This window comes from Serratia silvae, assembly GCF_023282985.1.
Lineage (GTDB): Bacteria > Pseudomonadota > Gammaproteobacteria > Enterobacterales > Enterobacteriaceae > Chania > Chania silvae.
The window spans coordinates 94,132-116,338 of sequence record NZ_JAGQDC010000013.1; the positions used below are offsets into that span (position 1 = coordinate 94,132).

Consider the following 22,207-nt stretch of genomic DNA (forward strand, 5'->3'; position numbering starts at 1 on the left):
AAATAAAGCCCCGCATTGCGGGGCTCTGGCCAAAACAAAAGCGCTGTATCAGTTGCTGCGGGCGAAGCCCAGGATGCTCAGCAGGCTGATAAACATGTTGTACAGCGAGACATACAGGCTGACGGTGGCACGGATATAGTTGGTTTCGCCGCCATGAATGATGTTGCTGGTTTCCCACAGCATGGCACCGGCAGAGAACAGAATAAACAATGCGCTAATGGCCAGGTGCAGAGCAGGGATCTGCAAGAACAGGTTAGCGATAACCGCCACCAACAGCACCACGAAGCCCGCCATCATCATGCCAGACAGGAACGACATGTCTTTACGGGTGGTCAGCACATAAGCCGAGCAGCAGAAGAACACCACTGCGGTACCGCCCAGCGCCAGCATGATCAAATCACCTGCGCCAGCGTTCAGGAACGAGCTCAGGATCGGGCCAAGGGCGTAGCCCATAAAGCCGGTGAAGGCGAAGGCCGCCAGAATACCGGCAGGGCTATTGGCCAGCTTATGGGTCAGGAACATCAAACCATAAAAACCGACCAGCATTAACAGCAGCCCAGGAGCCGGTAAACCCAGCATGGTGCTGGCGGTTGCGGTCAGTGCTGAAAAGGCCAGCGTTAACGACAGCAGAAAATAGGTGTTACGCAGGACTTTATGCGTGCTTAGCAAAGAGTCGCGCGAGGAGGATGAGACGACAATGCGGTCCATATGATCTCTCTTATCAGGTCATCACAAAATTGATCATGATGATAGTGCAGTGCAAGCCATTGATTAAAGATTGTTTACCATTCTTTACCCTACGTGACTATTGGGGTATTGCCGAACCCTGATTGCTGATTTCTTCATCGGTCAGATTGCCATTGCCGTTTTTTCGTCCGGTTGAGCGGTTTCAGGCTTTACAACAGGATCGGCTGTGTTTATAGTGCGCTGCATTACGGAGGGGTGGCCGAGTGGCTGAAGGCAACGGTCTTGAAAACCGTCGACGGGAAACCGTTCCAGAGTTCGAATCTCTGCTCCTCCGCCATATTATGAATGACCCCAAGCTCAAAAGGCTTGGGGTTTTTCGTTTTGGGTGTTGAGGTTGTTTGATGTTGGCCGCAGTCCTTTCAGTGCATTCCAAGAACTCGTGACTCCTTTGATATAGCTTCTACGCCATCTCATCCTGTTAACTCCAGACCCTATCCCCGAATCGGTAATAAATCCTTTTTGGAAATACCGTAATGCTCCCCTGTGTCGGGTCAGCATCTTGCCTTCATCTTTGTCATTACCAGACCGCATTTTTCTTCTCCAGTAGAAAAAATATCCCTATGACCTGGTGTCAAAAGCCAGTGTATCGAACAACGAGAGGCCAAAAGTGGCGGTTTGTGACCCGAATCACTGCCCGTGTAAGCGCAGCGAGTGTTTTCTTTCAATTCTGCATGTTAATGTCATGATAACAAAACGTTACATTCTAGGTGGGTGGTAAAACACTGTGCTAGGATGGCTGACCACCACATCGGGCACTGACTCTAACCTGAAAGGACATTATTATGCCTTTGAATAATAAAAATATTTTTGTAGCCCTCGCCGCCGCCTTGTTTGCAGTAAGCAGTTACGCGGCTACGCCGAAATCCGTGGCGATCCTCTCTATCGTTGACCATCCGGCACTGGATGCCACCCGTGATGGGGTGATTGATGAGCTAAAAGCAGCGGGGTATGACAAGGATAAGGTCAAGATTCAGTTCCAAAGCGCGCAGGGAAATACGGCTACTGCTGGGCAGATTGCGCGTAAATTTATCGGTGACAAGCCCGATGCGATAGTGGCAATTTCAACGCCTGCGGCCCAGTCGGTGGTGGCGGCCACCAAGACCATTCCGGTGGTGTTTACTACGGTAACCGATCCGGTGGCGGCCAAGCTGGTCAGTACCTGGCAGCCGAGTGGCACTAACGTTACCGGTGTATCAGACAGCGTTGCCATCGGCCCGCAGGTCGATCTGATCTTGAAGGTTAAGTCCGATGCCAAGCGAGTCGGCATGGTCTACAGCCCAGGGGAAGTCAACTCGACGGTGGTAGTCAAAGAGCTGAAAGATGAATTAACCAAACGTGGGATGACGTTGGTTGAGGTTCCTGCCGCACGTACCATCGACGTAGCCCCAGCGGCGAAAAGCCTGGTAGGCAAAGTCGACGTGATCTACACCAATACCGATAACAATGTTATCTCCACCTACGAGTCGCTGGTTGGCATTGCCAATCAGGCTAAAATCCCGTTGATCGCCGGTGACAATAGCGTTGCCAAACGTGGCGCGGCTGCGGCATTGGGGATGAGCTATTACGATCTGGGCCGCCAGACCGGTAAAATTGTCGTCCGTCTGTTAGAGGGTGAAAAACCCGGTACTATCGCTCCTGAGGTAGGTAACAAGCTCAGCCTGAGCGTGAACCCTGCAGCTGCCCAGAAGCAGGGTGTCACTCTGCCGGCGGAATTGGTGCAATCAGCACAAGAAGTCATCAAATAACGATCTGCGTTGAATGATGGTTTACATCGGGTGTAAATGGCCTGCCGCAGGTGGCGGGCCAAGATGTTTATGAGGTTCGCATGTCGTTAATTTCCCTGATGGGCGCTTTGGAGATCGGCCTGATCTTTGCGCTGGTCGCGTTGGGCGTATTGATTTCCTTTCGTTTACTCAATTTTCCCGATCTGACGGCCGATGGCAGCTTCCCTTTAGGGGGCGCGGTTGCCGCGGTGATGATTGTCAGCGGTTATAACCCTTGGCTGGCGTGTTTGCTGGCGGCTATCGCGGGTGCTGGTGCTGGCTGTTTGACGGCCTGGCTGCATGTGCGGCTCGGTATTTTGCAACTGCTAGCCAGCATTTTGGTAATGATTGCCCTGTATTCCATCAACCTGCGCATTATGGGGGCGCCAAATCTGGCCCTGATCGGCTTACCTAGCGTTTTCACTCCTTTCATCAGTCAGGTTGAGGACAACGCCTGGCTGATCCAACCATTATTGCTGCTGGTGGTGGTGGTGGTCGTCAAACTGGCGCTCGACGCGTTCTTGACCTCCGAAATCGGCCTTGCGCTGCGGGCTACCGGAGCGAATCCGCGCATGGCGCGCGCTCAGGGGATTGCGACCAGTCGTCTGACGGTGATCGGCATGGCGGTCTCCAATGCGCTGATAGCGCTGGCGGGGGCGCTGTACGTTCAGACTCAGGGGGGCGCCGATATCTCCATGGGGATCGGTACCATCGTCGTCGGGCTGGCGGCGGTGATCATCGGTGAGACACTGTTGCCTGCCCGTAGCCTGTTCCTGATCACAATGGCGACCCTGTTAGGGGCATTGCTGTACCGCCTGATGATCGCTCTGGCCCTGAATGCAGACTTTATCGGCCTGCAGGCGCAGGATCTGAATCTGATCACGGCGCTACTGGTGACGTTGGCGCTGGTCCTGCCGAAGTTGAAACAAAAATTGAAAAGCAAGCGGGGGAGGCAGCCATCATGATGCGTGCCGAGCAGCTGTTTAAAACCTTTAACCCTGGAACTCCGCTGGAAAACCCGGTATTACGTGGCCTGTCTTTGAACATCGAGGCAGGGCAGTTTGTGACGGTCATTGGCAGTAATGGGGCAGGGAAGTCTACCTTGCTCAATGCGGTCAGCGGTGATATTACGCCCGATCGTGGCCAGTTGTTTATTGGAGAACAGGACGTTACCCTGATGCCCGCCTGGCGCCGTGCCGGCATGGTCGCCCGTGTATTCCAGGATCCGTTGGCGGGAACCTGCGAGGGGCTGAGCATTGAGGAGAATCTGGCCCTGGCTCTGCAGCGCGGTCAAACCCGAGGATTTCAGCGTGCCGTCAAGAGCAAACAGCGGCAGCTGTTCCGCGATAAGTTGGCCACGTTGGAACTAGGGTTGGAAAATCGTTTAGGGGATCACATGGGCCTGCTGTCTGGCGGGCAGCGTCAGGCGGTCAGCCTGCTGATGGCTTCGCTGCAGCCTTCTCGTTTACTCTTGCTGGATGAGCATACTGCCGCGCTCGATCCTAAAACGGCGGCTTTTGTGCTGGCATTGACCGATCGTATTGTCGCCGAGCAGCAGTTGACCGTACTGATGGTGACGCACTCCATGCGCCAGGCTCTGGATCATGGTCATAGAACCGTGATGTTGCACCAGGGACGGGTGGTGCTGGATGTTGTCGGTGAGCAACGGGCGAACATGCAGGTAACCGACCTGCTGGCGATGTTTGAGAAAACACGTGGCGAAAAGCTGGATGATGATGGGCTACTGCTGAGCTGAGGTTGCTCACTTTGTAGGGCGCACACATTGTGGCGCCCCAACAAAACACAGAGAATCGGTTGAGGTTATTTAGGCCGCCGGGCTACCCGATAGCCCGCAAGTACGGCGGCCAACACCATAAACAGATGCCCCTCGGCGGAGTCCAGCAGGAACGAGTTGAACAGGTGGCAGGCCAGATAACTACCTAGCACTGCAACCAGCAGATTGCGGCAGGCTGTTGGTTGCCGCCAGGTTGCTCGGAAACAACACCACATCCAACCCAAAAACAGAGCCAGCCCCAGCAAGCCATTTTGCACCGTTTCCAGCAGATACTCATTGTGCGGATTATGCACGCCGTAACCGGTCTGCGCGTTGCCATACCAGAAGCTCCCGGCCCCGTTACCCAGCAGCGGAGCCTGCTTAATCAGGCGCAGTGATTCGCGGGCAAAGGCGGTGCGTTGCCCCATCGAGTTATCGCAAGCCTGATAGGCCTGTTCTGCTGGAGCCAACACGCAATTGCGCACTTCAGCAAGGCCGAGCGTCAGGCGCTCCGTCGCTCTATTGGGGATAAAAATCAGCATAATGGCCAGCAGCAAGCCACAGGTTAGAACGCCCAACCGCTGCCAGTGGGGCAGCGTCAGCAGCAACCAAAGCCCCACGCTGACTAATAGCGCCACATAGCCGGTACGCCCTTGTACCATCAGCAGCACGTTCGCCGTTGCCAGTAGAACCAACGCCCCATAGCACCAACGGTGCGCGCCTGATTGCGCAAAAGCGCGGGTTAGCCATATCAACGCAGCAAACGCCATAAACACGTTCTGGGTTATCTGCAGTTTAAACACCGTTGGATTCTGCGGGTCGAGGCCACCCAGCGTCACATGCCCGATGCCCGCCGTTAGGCTGATCGCCAGAATCACGGCATTGGCCAGCAAAAAGCCGCTGATAAAGCGTGTGATAAGCTTGGAGTCGGCAAGAAAGAACAGCGCCAGAGGCAGTACATACAGCAGCTTTTGATATTTGCCGACCATCTTCGGGCCGTACTCGTGGTGCTGGGTCAATAACGAGACTGCCAGCAGTGCAAACATCAATGCGGGTAGCCATACCAGCGGTTGTTTGAGCAAAGGTATCAGGTAGCGAAAGTCACGCTGCCACAGCAGACAGATCGCCGCCAATACTAGTGAGGTATTCATCAGCGCGTTGGAAGTCGGGAGAGATGCGCCGAGCAAAAACGCGGTGAAGCCAAACAGCCGAAAGCGGGCAGGGGAAAGTAACGAAACAGAACACAGGTCGGTGGATGGCATGGGGTAGCTCATATCAGGATTAATTAAATACGGTGTCAGCCACCGTCCGGTAAGCTGAGCTTTGCAGGCCGATAAGTTGGCGATTTACGGCCCGGATAACCTCACTGGTGGGAATGGCGTCCAGATAACGTTCTGGAGTGGCGGTATCCACGGCGTCGGGTTGCGGTAGCGAACGGTAGTTACCTGCCCATAACAGAACGTGCGGAGCCTGCCAGGGCGACCACTGTTGCAGATTGCTGGGGCCGAACAGCACGACGGAAGGTGTTTGCAAAGCGGCGGCCATATGCATCGCTACCGAATCCACACCGATAAACAGTTTCGCCCGATCGATCAATACGGCAAGCTCCGGCAGATCCAGGCGACCAGCCAGATTGACCACTCGTTGTGGCATGGCGCAGTGGGCTAAAATGGTGGCTATCATGGCGATCTCATTGGCAGAGCGTCCCCCGGTAAGCACCACGGTTTCTCCGCTGGCGGTGAGATGGTCGATAACTCGTGTGAATCCTGCCACTGACCAGGTTTTGAATGCCCAGCGTGCGGTAGGCTGGATCAGCACGAAATCTGTCAGGTGATGAAGTTGGCTGAGGCGGTCAATTTCATCGATATCGCACTGCCGGTAAGCCTGGGTCACCTTGGTCACCAAGGTAGGTAAGGCCAACGGGGCGAGAATAGCGAGATTATTGAGCACGGTGTGCCGTTGGTCATGCCCATCCACCGGCACCAGCAACGAATGGCAAGCCCGCCACAGCCGATTATTACGCTTAGGGTAAGCAAACCCCAGGCTGAACGTCGGTTTGAGAAAGCGGCAATACAGTGCCGCTCGCCACTGATCGGACAGATTGATTACCAGATCGTAGTGGCCGGTGCGCAGGCTGTTCCATAGGGCCTGTTCACCGCGATACTGCGCCTTGTAGCCCTGCCGTTTTAGATTGCGATCGACGGTAAAGGCCAGATAGACATCCCTATTACCCGCCAACATCGCCTCAGTGCCGTCATACACCAGCACGTCAATCAGGGCGTTGGGATAATTGGCGCGTAGCGTACCGATCAGCGGGGTGGTCAGCAGGACGTCACCAAAGTGGCGCAGCTTGATAACCAGGATGCGCTGCATCCGTTCGCGGTGCAGTAACCGGTTGGGCAAGTGGCGATCAGGTAACCCGGCCTTGCCAGTACTCGTCACGAACGTCATATTTTGCTGATGTATCCCATAGTTCGATAACCTATCGAGTAGACCTTTCCATCTGCCATCTTCACCTTTCCTACTCATTGAAAACCCGTTGTTTCTATGCTTGTGGTCGACGTGTTAAAGCATGGGTTTCAAGATGCAGAAAGTCCCACGATACCCAAGACGATCTTATAGGTAGCGGAGGGACAAAGATAATTGGTTGTACAGATCAATAAGATCAAACTGATCGTTGAAAACGATCAATCCGTTGCAAGTGAAAGGGGTTTCTGTGGGCTTGTTCGCCACGGGATAAATTGCCTGTTGGGAATTTTAGTATGGTTGTCGCAGCTGGAAGTGGAGGGATAAATAGCGGGTGGTGAGAGAGGCGTGGAAAACCGAACCTCGTCCCTGAGGTTCGGTTTTTACAGGTTAGCCCGCAGCGGCCTCGCGTTGGCGATCCTGACTCTCTCTCAAAGGGAGTGGGAACCGATAGAGTTCGTTGATTTTTCTGCGTAACCACTTTCTGCTGATTGATTCTTGTGGTGAATGCTTAGCGAGCTGACGCTCACCGATCTAGATGGTGCCACTGTTGTCGGCATGTTGAATGCCAAAGATCAGATCGAGGAGCTCGCTGCACCCGGTGCCCACCGACCCGTATCCTCAGGATCTCGGACAGGCGGTGCGAGACATAAATGATGTCTTTGCCCTTGGCAGCCAGCCGGGTGATTGCCTGGAAAATTTTCTGCACGTCCTCCACGCCGATGGGTCAATAGGGGCATATTGCAGCGGCGTGTATATCGACAATCTTGACTGCGGTTAAGGCTGGGCGTACGAATCTGATACTGGAATTGGGAAGGGATGGCGATGACGAGGCTGAATAAAAACAGCCAATCTTTCGATTGGCTGCTGAGTGAAGCTAAGGCTGAGCTTAGGCTTCGATTGGGGCACGCCAGTCGTCAGAACCAGAAGTCCCGGCGGTGGTGTGTTCCCAAGTAATTTTACGGTATGCCAGTGAAACGCGAACCAACTGAGTGAACTCAGCCTTGGTAGGATCCTGGCAGTGTGGCATTTTGCAGTCGATATCGATGATGGTGGCATCTTCCAGTTTGGTGGTAAAGAAGTGCTCTTGTTTACCTTCGATCGAGGTGCGGTACCATTTCAATTCAACCGTTGGCAGCATTTCGCCTGAAGCCAATGCGTTATACAGCAATGGAACGGCTTTGTTATAAGCCACGGTGAAACGGAATGGCTTATGCGCACGCTGCCCTGACGGCTGGCCAGACTGCGGATCGGTTGGTACGGTAACGATATGTTCAAATTCCTGAACCAGCATCTGGTCTTCGTGGCCTTGAACAAAGATGTTACCGACAGATTCAGCAGTAAATGCGCTGGCGGTAATATTACCTTGGGTTTTCCCTGTGATAGAGATATAAGCTGGAGTTGGCATCTTAAAGATCCTTGTCAGTTTGCTTGGAATTAACTCAATGCTAGTCACACATATAGGCGGCCGATAATAAACGGCCTAATGTCACTTGCCCCACTTCTCACTTCGGCCATCACTATAATCAGGTCTTTCCTTAGTGCCAAGCCATCCACAAATTTACAAAATTTATTCCCTGCGTTAATGGTATAAATGATTATAATATTTGTAATATTGGAGTTTTATGCTGGCTTAAGTATTGATATGGGTTATGTATTTGTGGTTAATCATAACCGCAATGATTGGTTTATTTTTTAAGTTGTTGTTTTTATTCTATTGATTATTTTTTTTAAAATTATTTTTTATGATCATAAGCAGAATGCTGCTCTCACCAGGTGATAAATCCCTAGGAAGCTTAGTAAAGAAAAATTTATGGACTTTTGCACGTCAGATCGGGGACGATACATTCAGTGAAGCTATGCTAATGCAGGATCTGTCCGGCTTTACCGTGGGCCATAAGCTATTTTGTCGGGTTTTTTGTATTATTTAGGATGATTCTCAGGCTTCAGTGCGTAATAGGAAAATTCCCGCTTTTGTGTGCTGTTTGGGATTATTCCCAAACTTCGGTGCGACATAAATGAAGGTGTTTAGGCTTGCGGTGATAGATTTACTATCTGAGTAGATGGCGCTAGCGCTATTAGCATGGATGATATCTGAATGTCATTTTCCGGTGTTCATTCAACAAACATTAGCTGGTATTCCTTATTGTGACTAAAAGGACGAGTGATGAGTAAGAATAATCAAAGCAGTGTTGCCCCCAAGGAAAGGATCAACATCAAGTACGTTCCTAACACGGGCGATCAAACCGCAGAAATTGAATTGCCTCTGAACCTGATGGTCGTTGGCGATCTCAAAGGAGTTCGTGAAGATACCCCGATTGAAGAACGTCAGGTTGTTTCCGTCAGCAAGAACAACTTCAACTCGGTGATGAACGAAGCCAATATCAACCTTTCGTTCAGTGTACCCAATCACCTGGAAGGTGAGGGGAAAGAAGAGATGCCGGTGACATTGGCCATCAATTCCCTCGACGATTTCTCACCTGACAACGTGGCGAAAAACGTCCCCGAACTGAAAAAAATTCTGGAACTGCGGGAAGCGCTGGTCGCCCTGAAAGGGCCTCTGGGCAACATTCCTGCCTTCCGTTCTCGTCTGCAAGATCTCCTTGGCAATGAAGAAATGCGTGAGCAGTTGCTAAAGGAACTGGACATTCTTAATCAGAAATAATTGAGACGGAAAGAGGGAATCTTACGTATGTCTTTACATGAAGAAAATGCGGTTTTAGCTGCCGAGCCTACCAGTGCGACTTTCCTGCTAGACGAAATCATGTCTCAGACCCGCATGATGCCGGGGAATGATGGCTATGATGTCGCCAAACAGGGCGTTGCCGCATTTATAAGCAGCATTCTGGACACCGGTACCAACGAAGAGCCGATCAACAAGCTGTTGGTTGACAGAATGATCATTGAGCTGGATAAAAAGCTCAGTGCCCAGATGGACGAAATTCTGCATGCCAAAGAGTTCCGCGAAATCGAATCCTCTTGGCGTTCACTGAAGTTGCTGGTGGATCGCACCGATTTCCGTGAAAACATCAAAATCAACATCATGCACGCGACGAAAGAAGAGCTGCTGGAAGATTTTGAGTTCTCGCCGGAGATTATCCAGTCTGGTTTCTACAAGCACGTGTATTCATCCGGTTACGGCCAGTTTGGCGGCGAACCTACCGCAGCGGTCATTGGTAACTATGCGTTCAGCAATAGCACGCCGGATATGAAGCTGCTGCAATACGTCAGCGCCGTTGGGGCAATGGCCCATGCGCCGTTCCTTTCCAGCGTTGCGCCTGACTTCTTTGGTATCAGCAGCTTTACCGAGTTGCCGGCCATCAAAGACATGAAGTCGGTGTTCGAAGGGCCAGCACACACCAAATGGCGTGCGCTGCGCGAGTCGGAAGACTCCCGCTATCTGGGTCTGACCACCCCACGTTTCCTTCTGCGTTTGCCGTATTCCACCGTTGAGAATCCGATCAAGAATTTCAACTACTACGAAGACGTCAGCAAGGATCACGAACACTTCCTGTGGGGCAATACCGCATTCCTGCTGGCAGCCTGCCTGACAGACAGCTTCGCCAAGTATCGCTGGTGCCCGAACATTATCGGGCCACAAAGCGGTGGTGCGGTGCACAACCTGCCGGTTCACCTCTATGAGGCGATGGGCCAGGTACAGGCGAAGATCCCGACTGAAGTGCTGATCACCGATCGTCGTGAATTTGAGCTGGCTGAAGAGGGCTTTATTACCCTGACCATGCGCAAAGGAACCGACAACGCCGCCTTCTTCTCGGCCAACTCGGTACAAAAGCCGAAGGTGTTCCCGAATACCCATGAAGGGCGGATGGCGGAAACCAACTACAAGTTGGGTACCCAACTGCCGTACATGTTCATCATCAACCGTCTGGCTCACTACATCAAAGTGCTGCAACGTGAGCAGATTGGTTCGTGGAAAGAGCGCCAGGATCTGGAGCGTGAGCTGAACATTTGGCTCAAGCAATACATTGCCGATCAGGAAAATCCACCGACCGATGTTCGCAGCCGCCGCCCTCTGCGCTCTGCTCAGATCCAGGTGCTGGATGTCGAAGGCGATCCGGGCTGGTATCAGGTGGCGATGCAGGTGCGTCCACACTTCAAATACATGGGAGCCAGTTTCGAGCTCTCGCTGGTTGGTCGTTTGGATAAGGAATAACGGGCTATGGCTGCGCTTCTTAATTGGGAGCGGGGAAGTTCTGCCAGCTTGTTTGAGCGTATCCAGGGGAAGGGCTTTGGCCCTTCCTCTCATAGCCGTGTTCAAGAGCTATTAATCTCAATCAAGCAGCATTTGAACGAAGTCCTCAATTCGCGCCCCGGAGCCTGCCAAAGTGCCGCAGACCTGGGGGTTATTGATCTCAATGATGCCACGGCAACCACGTCTGATTTCCGAAAGAATATTGAGCAGGCCATCAAGGAGTGTATTGAGCGTTACGAGCCAAGAATTTCTCAGGTCGCCGTTCAATCCCTGGTGGATCAGGGGGACCCACTGTTATTGAGTTTCCATATCAGTGCTCACGTTGATTTCGACAATATCGGCGATGTGGTTGAGTTCAATATTCAATTGGACAGTAACCGCCGTTACTGCCTAAACCAGGAAGCATAATGTCGTTCGAAAAGTACTTCAGGGATGAGCTGGATTACCTCCGGCAACTAGGGCGGGATGCCGCAATCGAACGGCCGCATCTTGCCGCATTTCTATCTGAACAGGGTTCCGATCCAGACGTTGAGCGCCTGTTGGAAGGCTTTGCCTTTCTGACCGGCAACCTGCGTGAAAAGATCGACGACCAGTTTCCAGAGTTGACACACGGCTTGCTCAATATGCTGTGGCCGAACTATTTGCGGCCAGTGCCCAGCATGACGATTATCGAATACACGCCGAACAGCAGCGCGCTTACTGAAGCGACGTTGATCGAGCGCGGTAGCCAGATCGAGAGCCTGCCGATTGTGCAAAGGGCGGAACGTGGCTCGTTGCATAAAGATCAAGAATTACACGGTCCCCAATGTAGCTTCACGCTGTGCCGGGATGTCTGGCTGTTCCCGATGGGCATCCAGGATATCGCCGTCAACAACAGCAACGAACAGGGGATTTTGAGCATTCACTTCGGTGCCAAGGCGGAGTTGAATGTGCAGGAAATGCGGCTCGATAAACTGCGTTTCTATCTGGGTGAGGACGGTTACACCAGCAGCCAGCTCTATTTCTGGATCAGTCACTATTTCGAACGGGCCGACCTGGTGGTCAACGGTATCACCATTCCGATGCCGGACTTTGACTTCAACCCGGTGGGCTTTGAGCGTGAAGATGCGCTGTTGCCCTATCCGAAAAATGCCTATGTCGGCTATCGTATCCTGCAGGAGTATTTCTGCTTCCCAGAAGGCTTCCTGTTCTTTGACGTGGCTGGTGTGGTGGATTTCCCCGCGCATCTGAAAGCCAGCGAATTCACCCTCAATCTGCATTTCTCCCAGCCATTGCCGCCTGAGGTCAAGATACGGCCAACCACTTTGCGCCTGAACTGCACCCCTGCGGTGAACCTGTTCAAACGTGACAGCGAGGCGATAGCGCTGGATGGCACACAAACCGAATATCCGCTGTGCGTTAGTTTCCATGATCCTGAGCGTTACGAGATTTTCTCGGTCGACCGCGTGGAAAGTTGGTTAAGCAAGGATCCCAAGGGCAGCGGGCGAGGGCAGGCCAGAAGCTACCCGGCGTTTGAGAGTTTCCATCATCAGGTGGAGCCTGCGCAGGAACGCAATATGCTCTATTACCGCCTGCGAGTGAAGAACTCCTTGTTCCGTAAGGGTTTTGAGCATTACATCTCCTTTGTGCGCAGCGATGAGTCGAAGGTGGCGCTGTCTCAAGAAAACGTGTCGGTCAGCCTGACCTGTACCAACCGCGAATTACCGCTGGCGCTGCGTGTGGGTGATATCTGCCAACGGACGGAGAACGGCCCTTCATACGCCACCTTCCGTAATATTACCCGGCCCTCGGTACCGCTGTATCCGGTGTTGGATGGCAGCCTGCAATGGTCGTTACTGTCTAATATGTCATTGAACTACATGTCATTATTGGACAAGGACTCGTTAAAGCAGATCCTGCAGACCTATGATTTCCCCAGCGTGCACAACCGGCAATCCGCCCGGTCATCGCAAAAAAAGCTGGACGCTATTTCACGTATCGAGACCCAGCCGATCGACAGGCTGTTCCGTGGTTTGCCGGTTAGAGGTCTGCAAACCATCCTCTGGCTGGAGCAAAGTGCTTTTGGTTCTGAAGGTGAGCTTTACCTGTTTGGTACGGTGTTGGCACGCTTCTTCTCCCTGTATGCCAGCGTCAACTCGTTCCACCTTTTGAAAGTCATCAATCTTGATAATCAGGAATGTTACCAATGGCCGGTACAGACGGGTCAACATGCATTGATGTAAGCGCGGGTGAAGGCGCACCGCCTGAGCCAGTGCTGGATGTTTCACGCTATAACTTTTACCAATTGGTCGAGTTACTCAACCAAATGGCGGTAGCGTGGCAAAAATCTCCCGGTTCAGCCAGGCCCGCCGATGAGGCGATCCGCTTTAAATCGACCGCCAGCCTGGCTTTTCCAACCCGTGACGTGATCGCGTTGGAGACTTCTGCTCGCGGCCAGTATGAGCTGGAGGTCTCTTTTCTTGGTCTGCATGGCAGCCAGTCGCCGTTGCCCGGTTATTACCTGGACTCGTTGGCCTGGGAAGATGCCCAGAATGAAAACCGCCTGACGGATTTTCTCAACGTGTTCAATCACCGATTGTTAACGTTGCTGCATCAGATTTGGCGCAAATACCGCTACTACATCTGCTTTGACGAGGGCGGTAATGATGATGTCTCGCAGCGCATGTTTGCGTTAGTGGGATTAAGTAACGAGGCGACCCGCAATAAATTGCGCATCCACCACGGCAAAATGTTGGCTTATGCCGGCTTGCTGGCCAGCCCTGGGCGCGCCCCGGAAGTGATTTGCAGCCTGGTGGCGCACTGTTTCAATCTGGCGGATGTGACGCTGCAAAGTTGGCAGTTGCGCAAGGTCAAGATCGCCCCGGAACAGCAGAATCGCCTGGGCGGCAGGGTGAAGGTCAGCGGCCAGAAATACCAGGGGAAATCGGTGCTTGGCGTCAATTTCTCTTTGGGTTCGCAGGTGGCGGATCGCAGCGGCAAGTATCAGTTGTGCCTCAACCAACTGACGCGTGAACAGTTCTTGTCATTTTTACCTAACGGGGAGAATTACCAACCGTTAGAGATGTTTGTGGCCTTCATTATGCGCGACCAGTTTTCGTGGGATTTACGCCTGGGGCTGGCAGAGCAGCAGGTGGGCGGCATGATCCTGGGGACCGAACAAAACAACCTGCTGGGCTGGACCAGCTTCCTCGGAGATCCCGAGCAACAGCCCCACGTAACCATCAGCGTTATGGAATGATAATCAAGATTCAGGAAGAGAGATCATGGATAAACAGCAACCGACGCTATCATTGCGAGTCGTCAATAGCGACAGATTGGAAAGTGGCAAACCGGCCAGTAGCCTATTTAATACACAGGGTGGGGTAGTTGGCAGTGACGGCAGCCATCATTGGTCTATTCAGGATCAGGGCGGTAATATCAGTCCTTCACAGTTTGCCATTGAATGGCGCGACGGTTCCTTTTGCCTGCGGGTGCTCAACGGTGCGGTGAGTATTAACCAGTCGATGCTGACGGCAAACTCCGGTTTGGTGCGCATCCAGCAAGGTGATGAGATCAGCGTGGGCAATCTGGCCATCAAGAGCCATATCAGCCGCTCGAACGCCGATATGATCGATCCGCTGATGGTTTCACCGGAATCCCTGGTCTCCAGCTACAGCAACCCGCTGGAAGCGATGATGGAAGGGGGGAATGCACAGGCTTCCCACTATGAACAGGACAACCGCCTGGCCACCACGGTCGCCAACGGTTTCAGCCACGATCCGCTGCGGGTATTGGAAACCGAAAGCCTGACGATGCACGAACCTCTGAGCACCCTTACCGGTGCCGATCAATCGTTACAACAGGATCGCTACCGCGATCCGCTGTTCTCTTCCCCACTTTCTGATATCACCAAGGACAGCGCCATGGATCAGGAGTTTATCGATCTGCCGCAAATCAGCAGTTTTCTTTCCGGCCAGCAGGCACCGTCAGACAACAATATGGAACAGCAGCACGTGGCGATCACGCCGCTGATGAGAGGTTTTGGTGCGCAGTTGCCGATCCGCAACAGCCAGGAAGCCAATGACTTCCTTGAGGAAGCCGGTAAAACGCTCAGGGCCGCCATTGAAGGGTTATTGGCCTTGCAGCGCAGCCAACACGGCTTGCGGGACAAGCATCTGCGGCCAATCGAAGATAACCCGCTGCGCCTGAATATGGATTATGACACCACGCTCAGCCTGCTGTTTGCCGATCAAAAAAGCCCGGTACACCTTTCCGCCCCGGCGGCGGTGGCCGAGAGCCTGCATAACCTGCGCTTGCACCATCAGGCTAATCAACAGGCGATCGCCCAGGCGTTGAACACCATGTTGGAAGCTTTCTCCCCGGAACGCCTGCTGACGCGTTTTAGCCATTATATGCGCAGCAACGAACGTCAGGATCAAGACTCTGCCTGGGCCTGGGAAATGTACAAAAACTACTACCAGGAATTAGCCTCCAGCCGCCAGCAGGGTTTCGAAAAGCTGTTTGGCGAAGTGTATGAACAGGCTTACGACCAGGCGCTGCGTCAAGGGATGAAGGACAGCGAACGATGAAAGGTGGCAGAGGTTACTTTCTGACGACTGCGCTATGCCTGGTGCTGATGTTGTCAGGATGCACGATATGGAAAAACAAGAAACCAGAGCGTGTTACCGAGCAGCCTTCTACGCTGCGGCTAACGCTGCTGGCAGACGCGAATATCAACCCCAATGAGAAAGGCGAGGCCGCACCGACCGAGATTGCGGTGGTGTACCTGAGCGATGATTCCAAACTGCTGGCGGCTGACTACGACCAGCTAGACACGGAACTGTTGAAGAAAACGCTCAGCAAGAACTACATCGACCACCAGGAATACACCCTGCTGCCGAGCCAATATAAACCGTTACCGTCCATTGAGCTGGAAGAGAAGACCCACTATCTGGGAGTGATTGCCTACTATGCCGACGTTGATCGCGCTGAATGGAAAAAAATCATCAAGATCAAAGATGTTGGTCATAACTATGGCGTGCTGATCCACGTTAAAGCGGATGAAATTGACTTAAGGAAAGAGGAAGAATAACCATGCCGACCAAGAATCGAGTGATCTGGCGCGAAGGCTTGTTCATTAAGCCCCAACACTTTCAACAGCAACAAAGACATAACGATTACCAGCTGCAGCGTCGTATCACCGCGCTGACCAATTACACCTATGGCTTCCACTCGCTGCTGATCAATCAGGAACTGCTGAAGCTGGGGCGTATCGGTTTGACCAACGCCAGCGGCAGCATGGCAGATGGCACGGTGTTTGATATCCCTTATCAGGATCGTTCGCCTAAGCCGCTGGACGTACTGAACTGCAACGATGCCGCCAGCCGCGATATCTATCTGGCGTTACCGATGCTCAACGACGCTATCAATGAGGTTGCCAGCCCGCACAGCCAGATGCCTGGCGCGATCCGCTACGCCGAACATACCGATGACGTGCGCGATTTACACACCGACGGTGGCGATGTCAGCCAACTGCTGTTAGCCCAGTTGGCACCGCGTTTGATGCAGGGCTCCGAAGATCTCAGCGCCTATTCCGTGCTGCCGGTATGCCGCATCAAAGAGAAACACCCGGATGGCTCGCTGATCCTGGATGAAGAATTTATTCCTACCTGCACCACTCTGCACGCTTCCGTACAGTTGAAAGACTTCATGGATGAAGTGGAGGGCACCTTGGTGGAGCGCGCCCGGCTGTTAGCCAAACGCATTGGTTCGCCGGGCCAGCAGGGGATCGCCGACGTAGCTGAATTTATGATGCTGCAAGTGTTTAACCGCATGCAGCCCTTGTTCACCCATCTGTCCCATCAGGCGGTGCTGCACCCGCAGGATTTTTATAGCCATCTGGTGCAAACCTGCGGCGAGTTGCGCACTTTTACCGACGAGTCACGTCTGGCAGGCTCTTTCATCGTTTATAACCACGACAATCTGACCGACTGCTTCCAGCCGCTCTTCCTGGCGATGCGCCAAACGCTCAGCACGGTGCTAACACCGCGTGCTATCTCGGTACAGCTGCAACCACAGCCTAATGGCATTCGTGTGGGAACGATCAACGACAGCGATCTGTTGCGCAGCGCCGACTTTGTGTTGGCTGTTCGGGCGCAGATCCCGCAGGAAGAGCTACGGCGGAAATTCGTGCAGCAGACCAAGATCACCTCGCTGGAGAAAATCCGTGAGCTGGTTAGCCTGCAACTGCCTGGTGTACCGCTGGTGGCGCTCTCTGCCGCACCGCGTCAGCTGCCTTACCATTCCGGCTATACCTACTTCATGTTGGATCGACAAAGCCCGACCTGGAAAGAGGTTCTGCAAAGCAACGCGATTGCCTTCCACGTTTCGGGTGACTTCCCTGAGCTGGATATGCAGTTCTGGGCGATTAGGAGCAGCTAATGAAAATGCATGCCGTCACGGATAACCCAGCGCTTCCCGAAACGGAAACCGTCACCGCATATCGGCAGTATCAGCTCCCGCTGCGCGGTGAGAGCCTGAATGCGATGGTGGATGCCGCCACGCCGTTACTCGGCATGGTGCTGCGCTTGAAGGACATGGAAAACCAGCCGCTGCCAGACCAGCTTTATCAGCAGGTGGTGACGGATATCCGCGCCATTGAGCAGTTCCTGCAAACCAAAGGCTACGAGCCTGGGGCGATCGTTTCGTTCCGCTACGTGCTTTGTACCTTTATCGATGAGACGGCGTTAGGGCACGGCTGGAATACGCAAAACGGCTGGTTACAGCAGTCCTTGCTGGTGCATTTCCATAACGAAACCTGGGGCGGTGAGAAGGTGTACGTCCTGCTGGAACGCCTGATGGGAGAACCCAAACGCTATCAAGATCTGTTGGAGTTCATCTACCTGTGTTTCTGCCTGGGTTATCGTGGCCGCTACAAGGTGACATTGCAAAACAGCGATGATTTTGAACGGCTGTTCCGCCGGCTGCATCACCAACTGCACCAGTTGCGCGGTGAAGCACCAGCGACCGTCTTGCACCAGAAACAAAGCCGCCTCGGTGGGCGTTATTACCTGAGTAAACGGTTGACCATCAAGCATCTGTTATGGGGTGGTTTAGGCCTGTTGGCGGTGATTTACCTGTTTTATGCCATCCACCTGCATAACCAGACTCAGGATATTTTGCAGCAGCTAAACAATTTATTGAGCTAGGAAGCACAGATGATTCAAATTGACTTGCCCACGCTGGTAAACCGCCTTAATCCCATCGCCCGCCATGCCCTGGAGGCCGCTGCAGCGCACTGCGTCAGCCTGCAGGAATCGGAGGTAACGGTCTCGCAGGTATTAATGCAGATGATCGCCAGCCCCTTAAGTGATGTCAGGGTAATCCTTAATCATGCTGGCGTAGACACTGACGCATTGCGTGAGTTGCTCGATCAACGTATTTCCGGCTATCAGACGATCACTCAGGCTTATCCCAGCTTCTCCCCTTTACTGGTGGAGTGGTTGCAGGACAGTTGGTTATTAGCCTCGGCCGAAATGGATCACAGCCAGTTGCGCGGTGGGGTGATGTTGTTGACCCTACTGCTGAGCCCGATGCGTTATCTCACGCCGGCGGCCAGCCGGTTGTTATCCCCGGTGAATCGCGAGCTATTGCGCCAGAACTTTGCTGACTGGACCGCAGACTCCGCAGAAGCCCCTCGGGTCGCGAAAGCGGGTGATAAAACCACTGCCGCCGCCAATGGTGAAAGCCTGTTGGCTCGCTATGCCAGCAACATGACCGAACAGGCCCGTAAAGGCACGCTGGATCCGGTGCTGTGCCGCGATGAGGAAATCGACCTGATGATCGATATCCTGTGCCGCCGCCGCAAGAACAACCCGATCGTAGTGGGTGAGGCAGGCGTGGGGAAAAGCGCGCTGATCGAAGGCCTGGCGCTGCGCATCGTAGACGGCCAGGTGCCGGAAAAGCTGCGCAACAGCGAACTGATGACGTTGGATCTCGGCGCGTTGCAGGCTGGTGCTGCGGTAAAAGGTGAGTTCGAAAAGCGCTTCAAGGGGATCATGGCGGAAGTTGCCCAGTCGGCCACGCCGATCATCCTGTTTATTGATGAAGCCCATACGTTGATCGGCGCGGGCAATCAGCAGGGTGGCCTGGATATCTCGAACCTGCTGAAACCTGCGTTAGCGCGCGGTGAGCTGAAAACCATCGCCGCCACCACCTGGAGCGAATACAAAAAGTATTTCGAGAAAGACGCCGCGCTGTCGCGCCGTTTCCAACTGGTGAAGGTCTCTGAGCCGAGTGCCGAAGAGGCTACGGTGATCATGCGTGGTCTGCGCACTATCTATGAAAAGGCGCATGGCGTGCTGATCGACGACGAGGCGTTACAGGCGTCGGCGGTGCTCAGCGATCGCTATCTCTCGGGCCGTCAACTGCCGGACAAGGCCATCGACGTGCTCGACACCGCCGCCGCGCGAGTGGCGATCAACCTGACTTCGGCACCGCGCCAGGTATCGGCACTGAAAACGCAGTTGCATCAACAGGCGATGGAAATCCAGATGTTGGAGCGTGAACAGCGCCTCAACCTGAGCCAGCCGGATGAGCGTTTATCCGTGTTGCAGCAACAGCGCACTGAGATCGAACAGCAACTGGAGGATCTGAACGCCAGTTGGCAAACCCAGCAGCAGTTGGTGCAGCAGATCATTGCCCTGCGGGCGGAACTACTGACGCAGGAAGAGAATGCCACGGAAGAGCAGGTCATCAACCTGGCTGCGCTGGGTGCCGAGCTGGAACAGTTGCAGCAGCATCAAACCCTGGTTTCTCCACACGTGGATAAACATCAGATCGCGGCGGTGATCGCCGAGTGGACCGGCGTGCCGTTAAACCGCCTGTCGCAGAGCGAACTGTCGGTGGTCACCGAGCTGCCCACGTATCTTGGCGAACAGATCAAAGGCCAGGAAACCGCGATCCACTGCCTGCATCAGCATCTGCTGACCGCCAGAGCCGATCTGCGTCGTCCGGGCCGCCCAATGGGGGCCTTCCTGCTGGTGGGGCCAAGTGGCGTCGGTAAAACCGAGACCGTATTGCAGATCTCTGAGCTGCTGTACGGCGGCCGCCACTATCTCACCACCATCAACATGTCCGAGTTCCAGGAGAAACACACCGTTTCGCGCCTGATCGGTTCACCGCCGGGCTATGTGGGCTATGGCGAAGGCGGCGTGCTGACAGAGGCCATCCGCCAGAAACCTTATTCGGTAGTGCTGCTCGACGAAGTCGAAAAAGCCCATCCCGACGTGCTCAACCTGTTCTACCAGGCATTTGACAAGGGTGAACTGGCCGACGGTGAAGGCCGCATCATTGACTGCAAGAACGTCGTGTTCTTCCTGACCTCCAACCTGGGCTATCAGACCATTGTCGATCACGCCGAACAGCCGGAACTGCTGGGCGAATTGCTGTACCCCGAGCTGGCGGCTTTCTTCAAACCGGCCCTGTTGGCGCGTATGGAAGTGGTGCCTTATCTGCCACTGGGCAAGGACACGCTGCAAACTATCATCCACGGCAAGCTCAAACGCCTGGATAACCTGCTGCGCCAGCGCTTCAACGCCGAAGTGGTGATCGAGCCTGAGGTGATTGAAGAGATCTTGCTGCGCGCCACCCGCGCCGAGAACGGGGCGCGCATGCTGGAGTCGATTATCGACGGGGCGTTGCTGCCACCGGTTTCCCTACTGTTATTGCAAAAAATGGCAGCAGGTACGGCGATTAGCCATATCCGTATCGCCACGGAGGGAAATGCGTTTACCGCAGAGGTCGAGGAGGCGCTATGAGGCAACGGCTGAAATGCTTACTGGCACTGCTGGAAAACGATTCGGTCGAACAATTGGTTCATGGCTTTCTGATGCTGGATCACCACCGTCACGGGTTCGATGGCTTGATGGTGGCGATGTTCAACGCCAGCGAGGGGCAGCTGGAGTGTCTCCGTCTGTCTGATGCCAACCGGCGCGCCATGGTGAAGCTGGAAGCCGATATTGAAGACACCAATCACCCTTTGGTGCGGGTGCTGCGCAACGGCGCGCCCGACGTCTGGTACGCGCTCAATCGCGGGGTGCGCATCGAAGATGACGGCTTTCGCGGCTTTATTGAGGCGTTGCCCAACGGTTGCAGCATGTATGGCGTACCGCTATTTGATTTTCAGGAGCGGGCCTGCGGGGTGATTGCGGTGTTTGCTGAAGATATCGAGCGATTTGTGGACAGCCGCGGCATGTTCGCCATCTATTGCCAGGTTTTTCAGCATCGCCTCAACAAACTGCAAGAGATGGATCATCTGCGAACGCAGCTGGTCCAGCTGCGTTCGATGTTCAAGGTGCGTGAAAAACAGTTGGATGAGCTGATGGTTTCGCTAAGCACCTCCGACGTCTCCACCTCGCCAGAGCTATCACGCGATTACAGCAAGATAGATGACCTGTCTACCGCGGTGGAGGCTTTTGAAGCCGCGGTACTGACGCAGCGCCAGCGTCTGTACGGCAATGACAAAAACCGCATCGCTGACAGCCTGGGGATCACGCCGCGCACCCTGGGTTACAAGTTGGCGAAATACAGGTGTTAGCTATGAATACGTGGTTATTGATCGGTTCGTTACTGATTTCCGGCAGCAATTCAGCCACCGAGTGGCTAAGCGGCCTCTCGCTGTCGCAGCCCGAAGGGGATGCGCATCAGTTGGCGCTGCTGATGAACTGCCGCAGTGAAAGCTCGCCGCTGGTGCGTTTGGCCTGTTATGACAACGCGTTGTCAACGGCAAGCGGCGACAACCCTGGCCAGGTACAGGCCGGGCCAGCCTGGCAGCGAGCCATGGCGCAGGAGAAAGGCCGTAGCGATCACTCAACGGCATTCCTGATAAGCGAAGGGCAGGGCAACAATCCGCAGGTGGTGCTGACCACGCCAGCGATTGGTATGCCACCACCGCGGCCGGTGCTGATGCTGAGCTGCATCGACAACATTACCCGCTTACAGATCGCCCTGGTCGGCCCGCAAAAAGACGGTGCGGTGACGCTAACGGCGGATAGCGATCGGTTTAACGTGCAGTGGTTCCTGCGTGAAAACGGCTATTTGCTGGAATCCAGCCGGGGCCTGGCTGGCATTGATGAGATCAAGCGGTTGATGTCGGCACAAACGCTGACGATCGACGGCACCAACGGCGGCTTACCCCGTCTGACATTTAATATTTCGCAGTTAACGCCAGCGCTGAAACCGCTGCGTAACGCCTGCCACTGGTGA

The 22,207-nt window shown here is 54.1% G+C and carries 19 protein-coding genes and 1 tRNA gene; 16 read left to right on the forward strand and 4 right to left on the reverse strand.

The window, feature by feature from the left end; genetic code table 11:
- Positions 1-48 precede the first annotated feature (48 nt).
- The gene (yccA, locus tag KAJ71_RS15970; RefSeq protein WP_021181987.1) at positions 49-708 is read right to left on the reverse strand and encodes an FtsH protease modulator YccA; all 660 of its coding nucleotides are present in this window, start codon (positions 706-708) and stop codon (positions 49-51) included.
- 228 nt (positions 709-936) lie between these two features.
- Between yccA and KAJ71_RS15975 the strand changes: the two genes are divergently transcribed.
- The 4 genes from KAJ71_RS15975 to KAJ71_RS15990 all read left to right on the forward strand — a co-directional run bounded on the left by KAJ71_RS15975 (position 937) and on the right by KAJ71_RS15990 (position 4,266).
- Positions 937-1,024, forward strand: a tRNA-Ser gene (locus KAJ71_RS15975).
- A 505-nt stretch (positions 1,025-1,529) separates the two neighbouring features.
- Positions 1,530-2,492 carry an ABC transporter substrate-binding protein gene (locus KAJ71_RS15980; RefSeq protein WP_248946637.1) on the forward strand — a complete coding sequence of 321 codons (963 nt, stop codon included), beginning with the start codon at positions 1,530-1,532 and terminating at the stop codon, positions 2,490-2,492.
- Between the two features lie 80 nt (positions 2,493-2,572).
- Positions 2,573-3,475, forward strand: a complete 903-nt coding sequence (locus KAJ71_RS15985) for an ABC transporter permease (protein ID WP_248946638.1) — start codon at positions 2,573-2,575, stop codon at positions 3,473-3,475.
- Positions 3,472-4,266, forward strand: coding sequence for an ABC transporter ATP-binding protein (locus KAJ71_RS15990; RefSeq protein WP_248946639.1), 795 nt, complete (start codon positions 3,472-3,474; stop codon positions 4,264-4,266). Before KAJ71_RS15985 ends, KAJ71_RS15990 begins: the two co-directional genes overlap by 4 nt.
- A gap of 65 nt (positions 4,267-4,331) precedes the next feature.
- Here the strand turns inward: KAJ71_RS15990 and KAJ71_RS15995 are convergent, their stop codons facing one another.
- The 3 genes from KAJ71_RS15995 to KAJ71_RS16005 all read right to left on the reverse strand — a co-directional run bounded on the left by KAJ71_RS15995 (position 4,332) and on the right by KAJ71_RS16005 (position 8,158).
- The gene (locus KAJ71_RS15995; protein WP_248946640.1) at positions 4,332-5,546 is read right to left on the reverse strand and encodes an O-antigen ligase family protein; all 1,215 of its coding nucleotides are present in this window, start codon (positions 5,544-5,546) and stop codon (positions 4,332-4,334) included.
- A 19-nt stretch (positions 5,547-5,565) separates the two neighbouring features.
- A complete protein-coding gene (gene rfaQ / locus KAJ71_RS16000; protein ID WP_248946641.1) occupies positions 5,566-6,735 on the reverse strand; it encodes a putative lipopolysaccharide heptosyltransferase III in 1,170 nt (389 codons plus the stop codon).
- A gap of 904 nt (positions 6,736-7,639) precedes the next feature.
- Positions 7,640-8,158: an Hcp family type VI secretion system effector gene (locus tag KAJ71_RS16005; protein ID WP_021178406.1), complete on the reverse strand. Its 519-nt coding sequence runs from the start codon at positions 8,156-8,158 to the stop codon at positions 7,640-7,642.
- A gap of 759 nt (positions 8,159-8,917) precedes the next feature.
- Between KAJ71_RS16005 and tssB the strand changes: the two genes are divergently transcribed.
- From tssB to vasI, 12 genes are read left to right on the forward strand one after another with little or no spacing between them, the layout of a single operon-like run.
- Complete coding sequence (gene tssB / locus KAJ71_RS16010) at positions 8,918-9,415, forward strand: type VI secretion system contractile sheath small subunit (RefSeq protein WP_248946642.1); 498 nt, start codon at positions 8,918-8,920, stop codon at positions 9,413-9,415.
- A gap of 27 nt (positions 9,416-9,442) precedes the next feature.
- Positions 9,443-10,924, forward strand: a complete 1,482-nt coding sequence (tssC, locus tag KAJ71_RS16015) for a type VI secretion system contractile sheath large subunit (RefSeq protein WP_248946643.1) — start codon at positions 9,443-9,445, stop codon at positions 10,922-10,924.
- A gap of 6 nt (positions 10,925-10,930) precedes the next feature.
- Positions 10,931-11,371: a type VI secretion system baseplate subunit TssE gene (tssE, locus tag KAJ71_RS16020; RefSeq protein ID WP_248946644.1), complete on the forward strand. Its 441-nt coding sequence runs from the start codon at positions 10,931-10,933 to the stop codon at positions 11,369-11,371.
- Positions 11,371-13,185, forward strand: coding sequence for a type VI secretion system baseplate subunit TssF (gene tssF / locus KAJ71_RS16025; RefSeq protein WP_248946645.1), 1,815 nt, complete (start codon positions 11,371-11,373; stop codon positions 13,183-13,185). The genes tssE and tssF overlap by 1 nt, the downstream gene beginning before the upstream one ends.
- Positions 13,149-14,201 (forward strand): type VI secretion system baseplate subunit TssG, encoded by a 1,053-nt coding sequence (gene tssG / locus KAJ71_RS16030; RefSeq protein WP_248946646.1) that lies wholly within the window; start codon positions 13,149-13,151, stop codon positions 14,199-14,201. The genes tssF and tssG overlap by 37 nt, the downstream gene beginning before the upstream one ends.
- A gap of 25 nt (positions 14,202-14,226) precedes the next feature.
- Positions 14,227-15,531 (forward strand): type VI secretion system-associated FHA domain protein TagH, encoded by a 1,305-nt coding sequence (gene tagH, locus KAJ71_RS16035; RefSeq protein ID WP_248946647.1) that lies wholly within the window; start codon positions 14,227-14,229, stop codon positions 15,529-15,531.
- Positions 15,528-16,034, forward strand: a complete 507-nt coding sequence (gene tssJ / locus KAJ71_RS16040; RefSeq protein WP_248946648.1) for a type VI secretion system lipoprotein TssJ — start codon at positions 15,528-15,530, stop codon at positions 16,032-16,034. Before tagH ends, tssJ begins: the two co-directional genes overlap by 4 nt.
- 2 nt (positions 16,035-16,036) lie before the next feature.
- The gene (gene tssK / locus KAJ71_RS16045; protein ID WP_248946649.1) at positions 16,037-17,383 is read left to right on the forward strand and encodes a type VI secretion system baseplate subunit TssK; all 1,347 of its coding nucleotides are present in this window, start codon (positions 16,037-16,039) and stop codon (positions 17,381-17,383) included.
- The gene (gene icmH / locus KAJ71_RS16050) at positions 17,383-18,150 is read left to right on the forward strand and encodes a type IVB secretion system protein IcmH/DotU (protein WP_375540740.1); all 768 of its coding nucleotides are present in this window, start codon (positions 17,383-17,385) and stop codon (positions 18,148-18,150) included. The genes tssK and icmH overlap by 1 nt, the downstream gene beginning before the upstream one ends.
- 9 nt (positions 18,151-18,159) lie before the next feature.
- Entirely contained in the window at positions 18,160-20,760 is a 2,601-nt protein-coding gene (tssH, locus tag KAJ71_RS16055; protein ID WP_248946650.1) for a type VI secretion system ATPase TssH, read from the forward strand.
- Complete coding sequence (locus KAJ71_RS16060) at positions 20,757-21,539, forward strand: helix-turn-helix domain-containing protein (protein WP_248946651.1); 783 nt, start codon at positions 20,757-20,759, stop codon at positions 21,537-21,539. Before tssH ends, KAJ71_RS16060 begins: the two co-directional genes overlap by 4 nt.
- A gap of 2 nt (positions 21,540-21,541) precedes the next feature.
- Positions 21,542-22,207, forward strand: a complete 666-nt coding sequence (gene vasI / locus KAJ71_RS16065) for a type VI secretion system-associated protein VasI (RefSeq protein ID WP_248946652.1) — start codon at positions 21,542-21,544, stop codon at positions 22,205-22,207.

Coding starts and splice junctions, on each gene's coding strand:
- KAJ71_RS15985 (WP_248946638.1), top strand. CDS start 2,573: ATGTCGTTAATTTCCCTGATGGGCGCTTTGGAGATCGGCCTGATCTTT.
- tssH (WP_248946650.1), top strand. CDS start 18,160: ATGATTCAAATTGACTTGCCCACGCTGGTAAACCGCCTTAATCCCATC.
- tagH (WP_248946647.1), top strand. CDS start 14,227: ATGGATAAACAGCAACCGACGCTATCATTGCGAGTCGTCAATAGCGAC.
- vasI (WP_248946652.1), top strand. CDS start 21,542: ATGAATACGTGGTTATTGATCGGTTCGTTACTGATTTCCGGCAGCAAT.
- rfaQ (WP_248946641.1), bottom strand. CDS start 6,735: ATGACGTTCGTGACGAGTACTGGCAAGGCCGGGTTACCTGATCGCCAC.
- tssE (WP_248946644.1), top strand. CDS start 10,931: ATGGCTGCGCTTCTTAATTGGGAGCGGGGAAGTTCTGCCAGCTTGTTT.
- tssK (WP_248946649.1), top strand. CDS start 16,037: ATGCCGACCAAGAATCGAGTGATCTGGCGCGAAGGCTTGTTCATTAAG.
- tssJ (WP_248946648.1), top strand. CDS start 15,528: ATGAAAGGTGGCAGAGGTTACTTTCTGACGACTGCGCTATGCCTGGTG.
- KAJ71_RS15995 (WP_248946640.1), bottom strand. CDS start 5,546: ATGCCATCCACCGACCTGTGTTCTGTTTCGTTACTTTCCCCTGCCCGC.
- tssG (WP_248946646.1), top strand. CDS start 13,149: ATGGCCGGTACAGACGGGTCAACATGCATTGATGTAAGCGCGGGTGAA.
- KAJ71_RS15980 (WP_248946637.1), top strand. CDS start 1,530: ATGCCTTTGAATAATAAAAATATTTTTGTAGCCCTCGCCGCCGCCTTG.
- yccA (WP_021181987.1), bottom strand. CDS start 708: ATGGACCGCATTGTCGTCTCATCCTCCTCGCGCGACTCTTTGCTAAGC.
- icmH (WP_375540740.1), top strand. CDS start 17,383: ATGAAAATGCATGCCGTCACGGATAACCCAGCGCTTCCCGAAACGGAA.
- tssB (WP_248946642.1), top strand. CDS start 8,918: ATGAGTAAGAATAATCAAAGCAGTGTTGCCCCCAAGGAAAGGATCAAC.
- tssF (WP_248946645.1), top strand. CDS start 11,371: ATGTCGTTCGAAAAGTACTTCAGGGATGAGCTGGATTACCTCCGGCAA.
- KAJ71_RS15990 (WP_248946639.1), top strand. CDS start 3,472: ATGATGCGTGCCGAGCAGCTGTTTAAAACCTTTAACCCTGGAACTCCG.
- KAJ71_RS16060 (WP_248946651.1), top strand. CDS start 20,757: ATGAGGCAACGGCTGAAATGCTTACTGGCACTGCTGGAAAACGATTCG.
- tssC (WP_248946643.1), top strand. CDS start 9,443: ATGTCTTTACATGAAGAAAATGCGGTTTTAGCTGCCGAGCCTACCAGT.
- KAJ71_RS16005 (WP_021178406.1), bottom strand. CDS start 8,158: ATGCCAACTCCAGCTTATATCTCTATCACAGGGAAAACCCAAGGTAAT.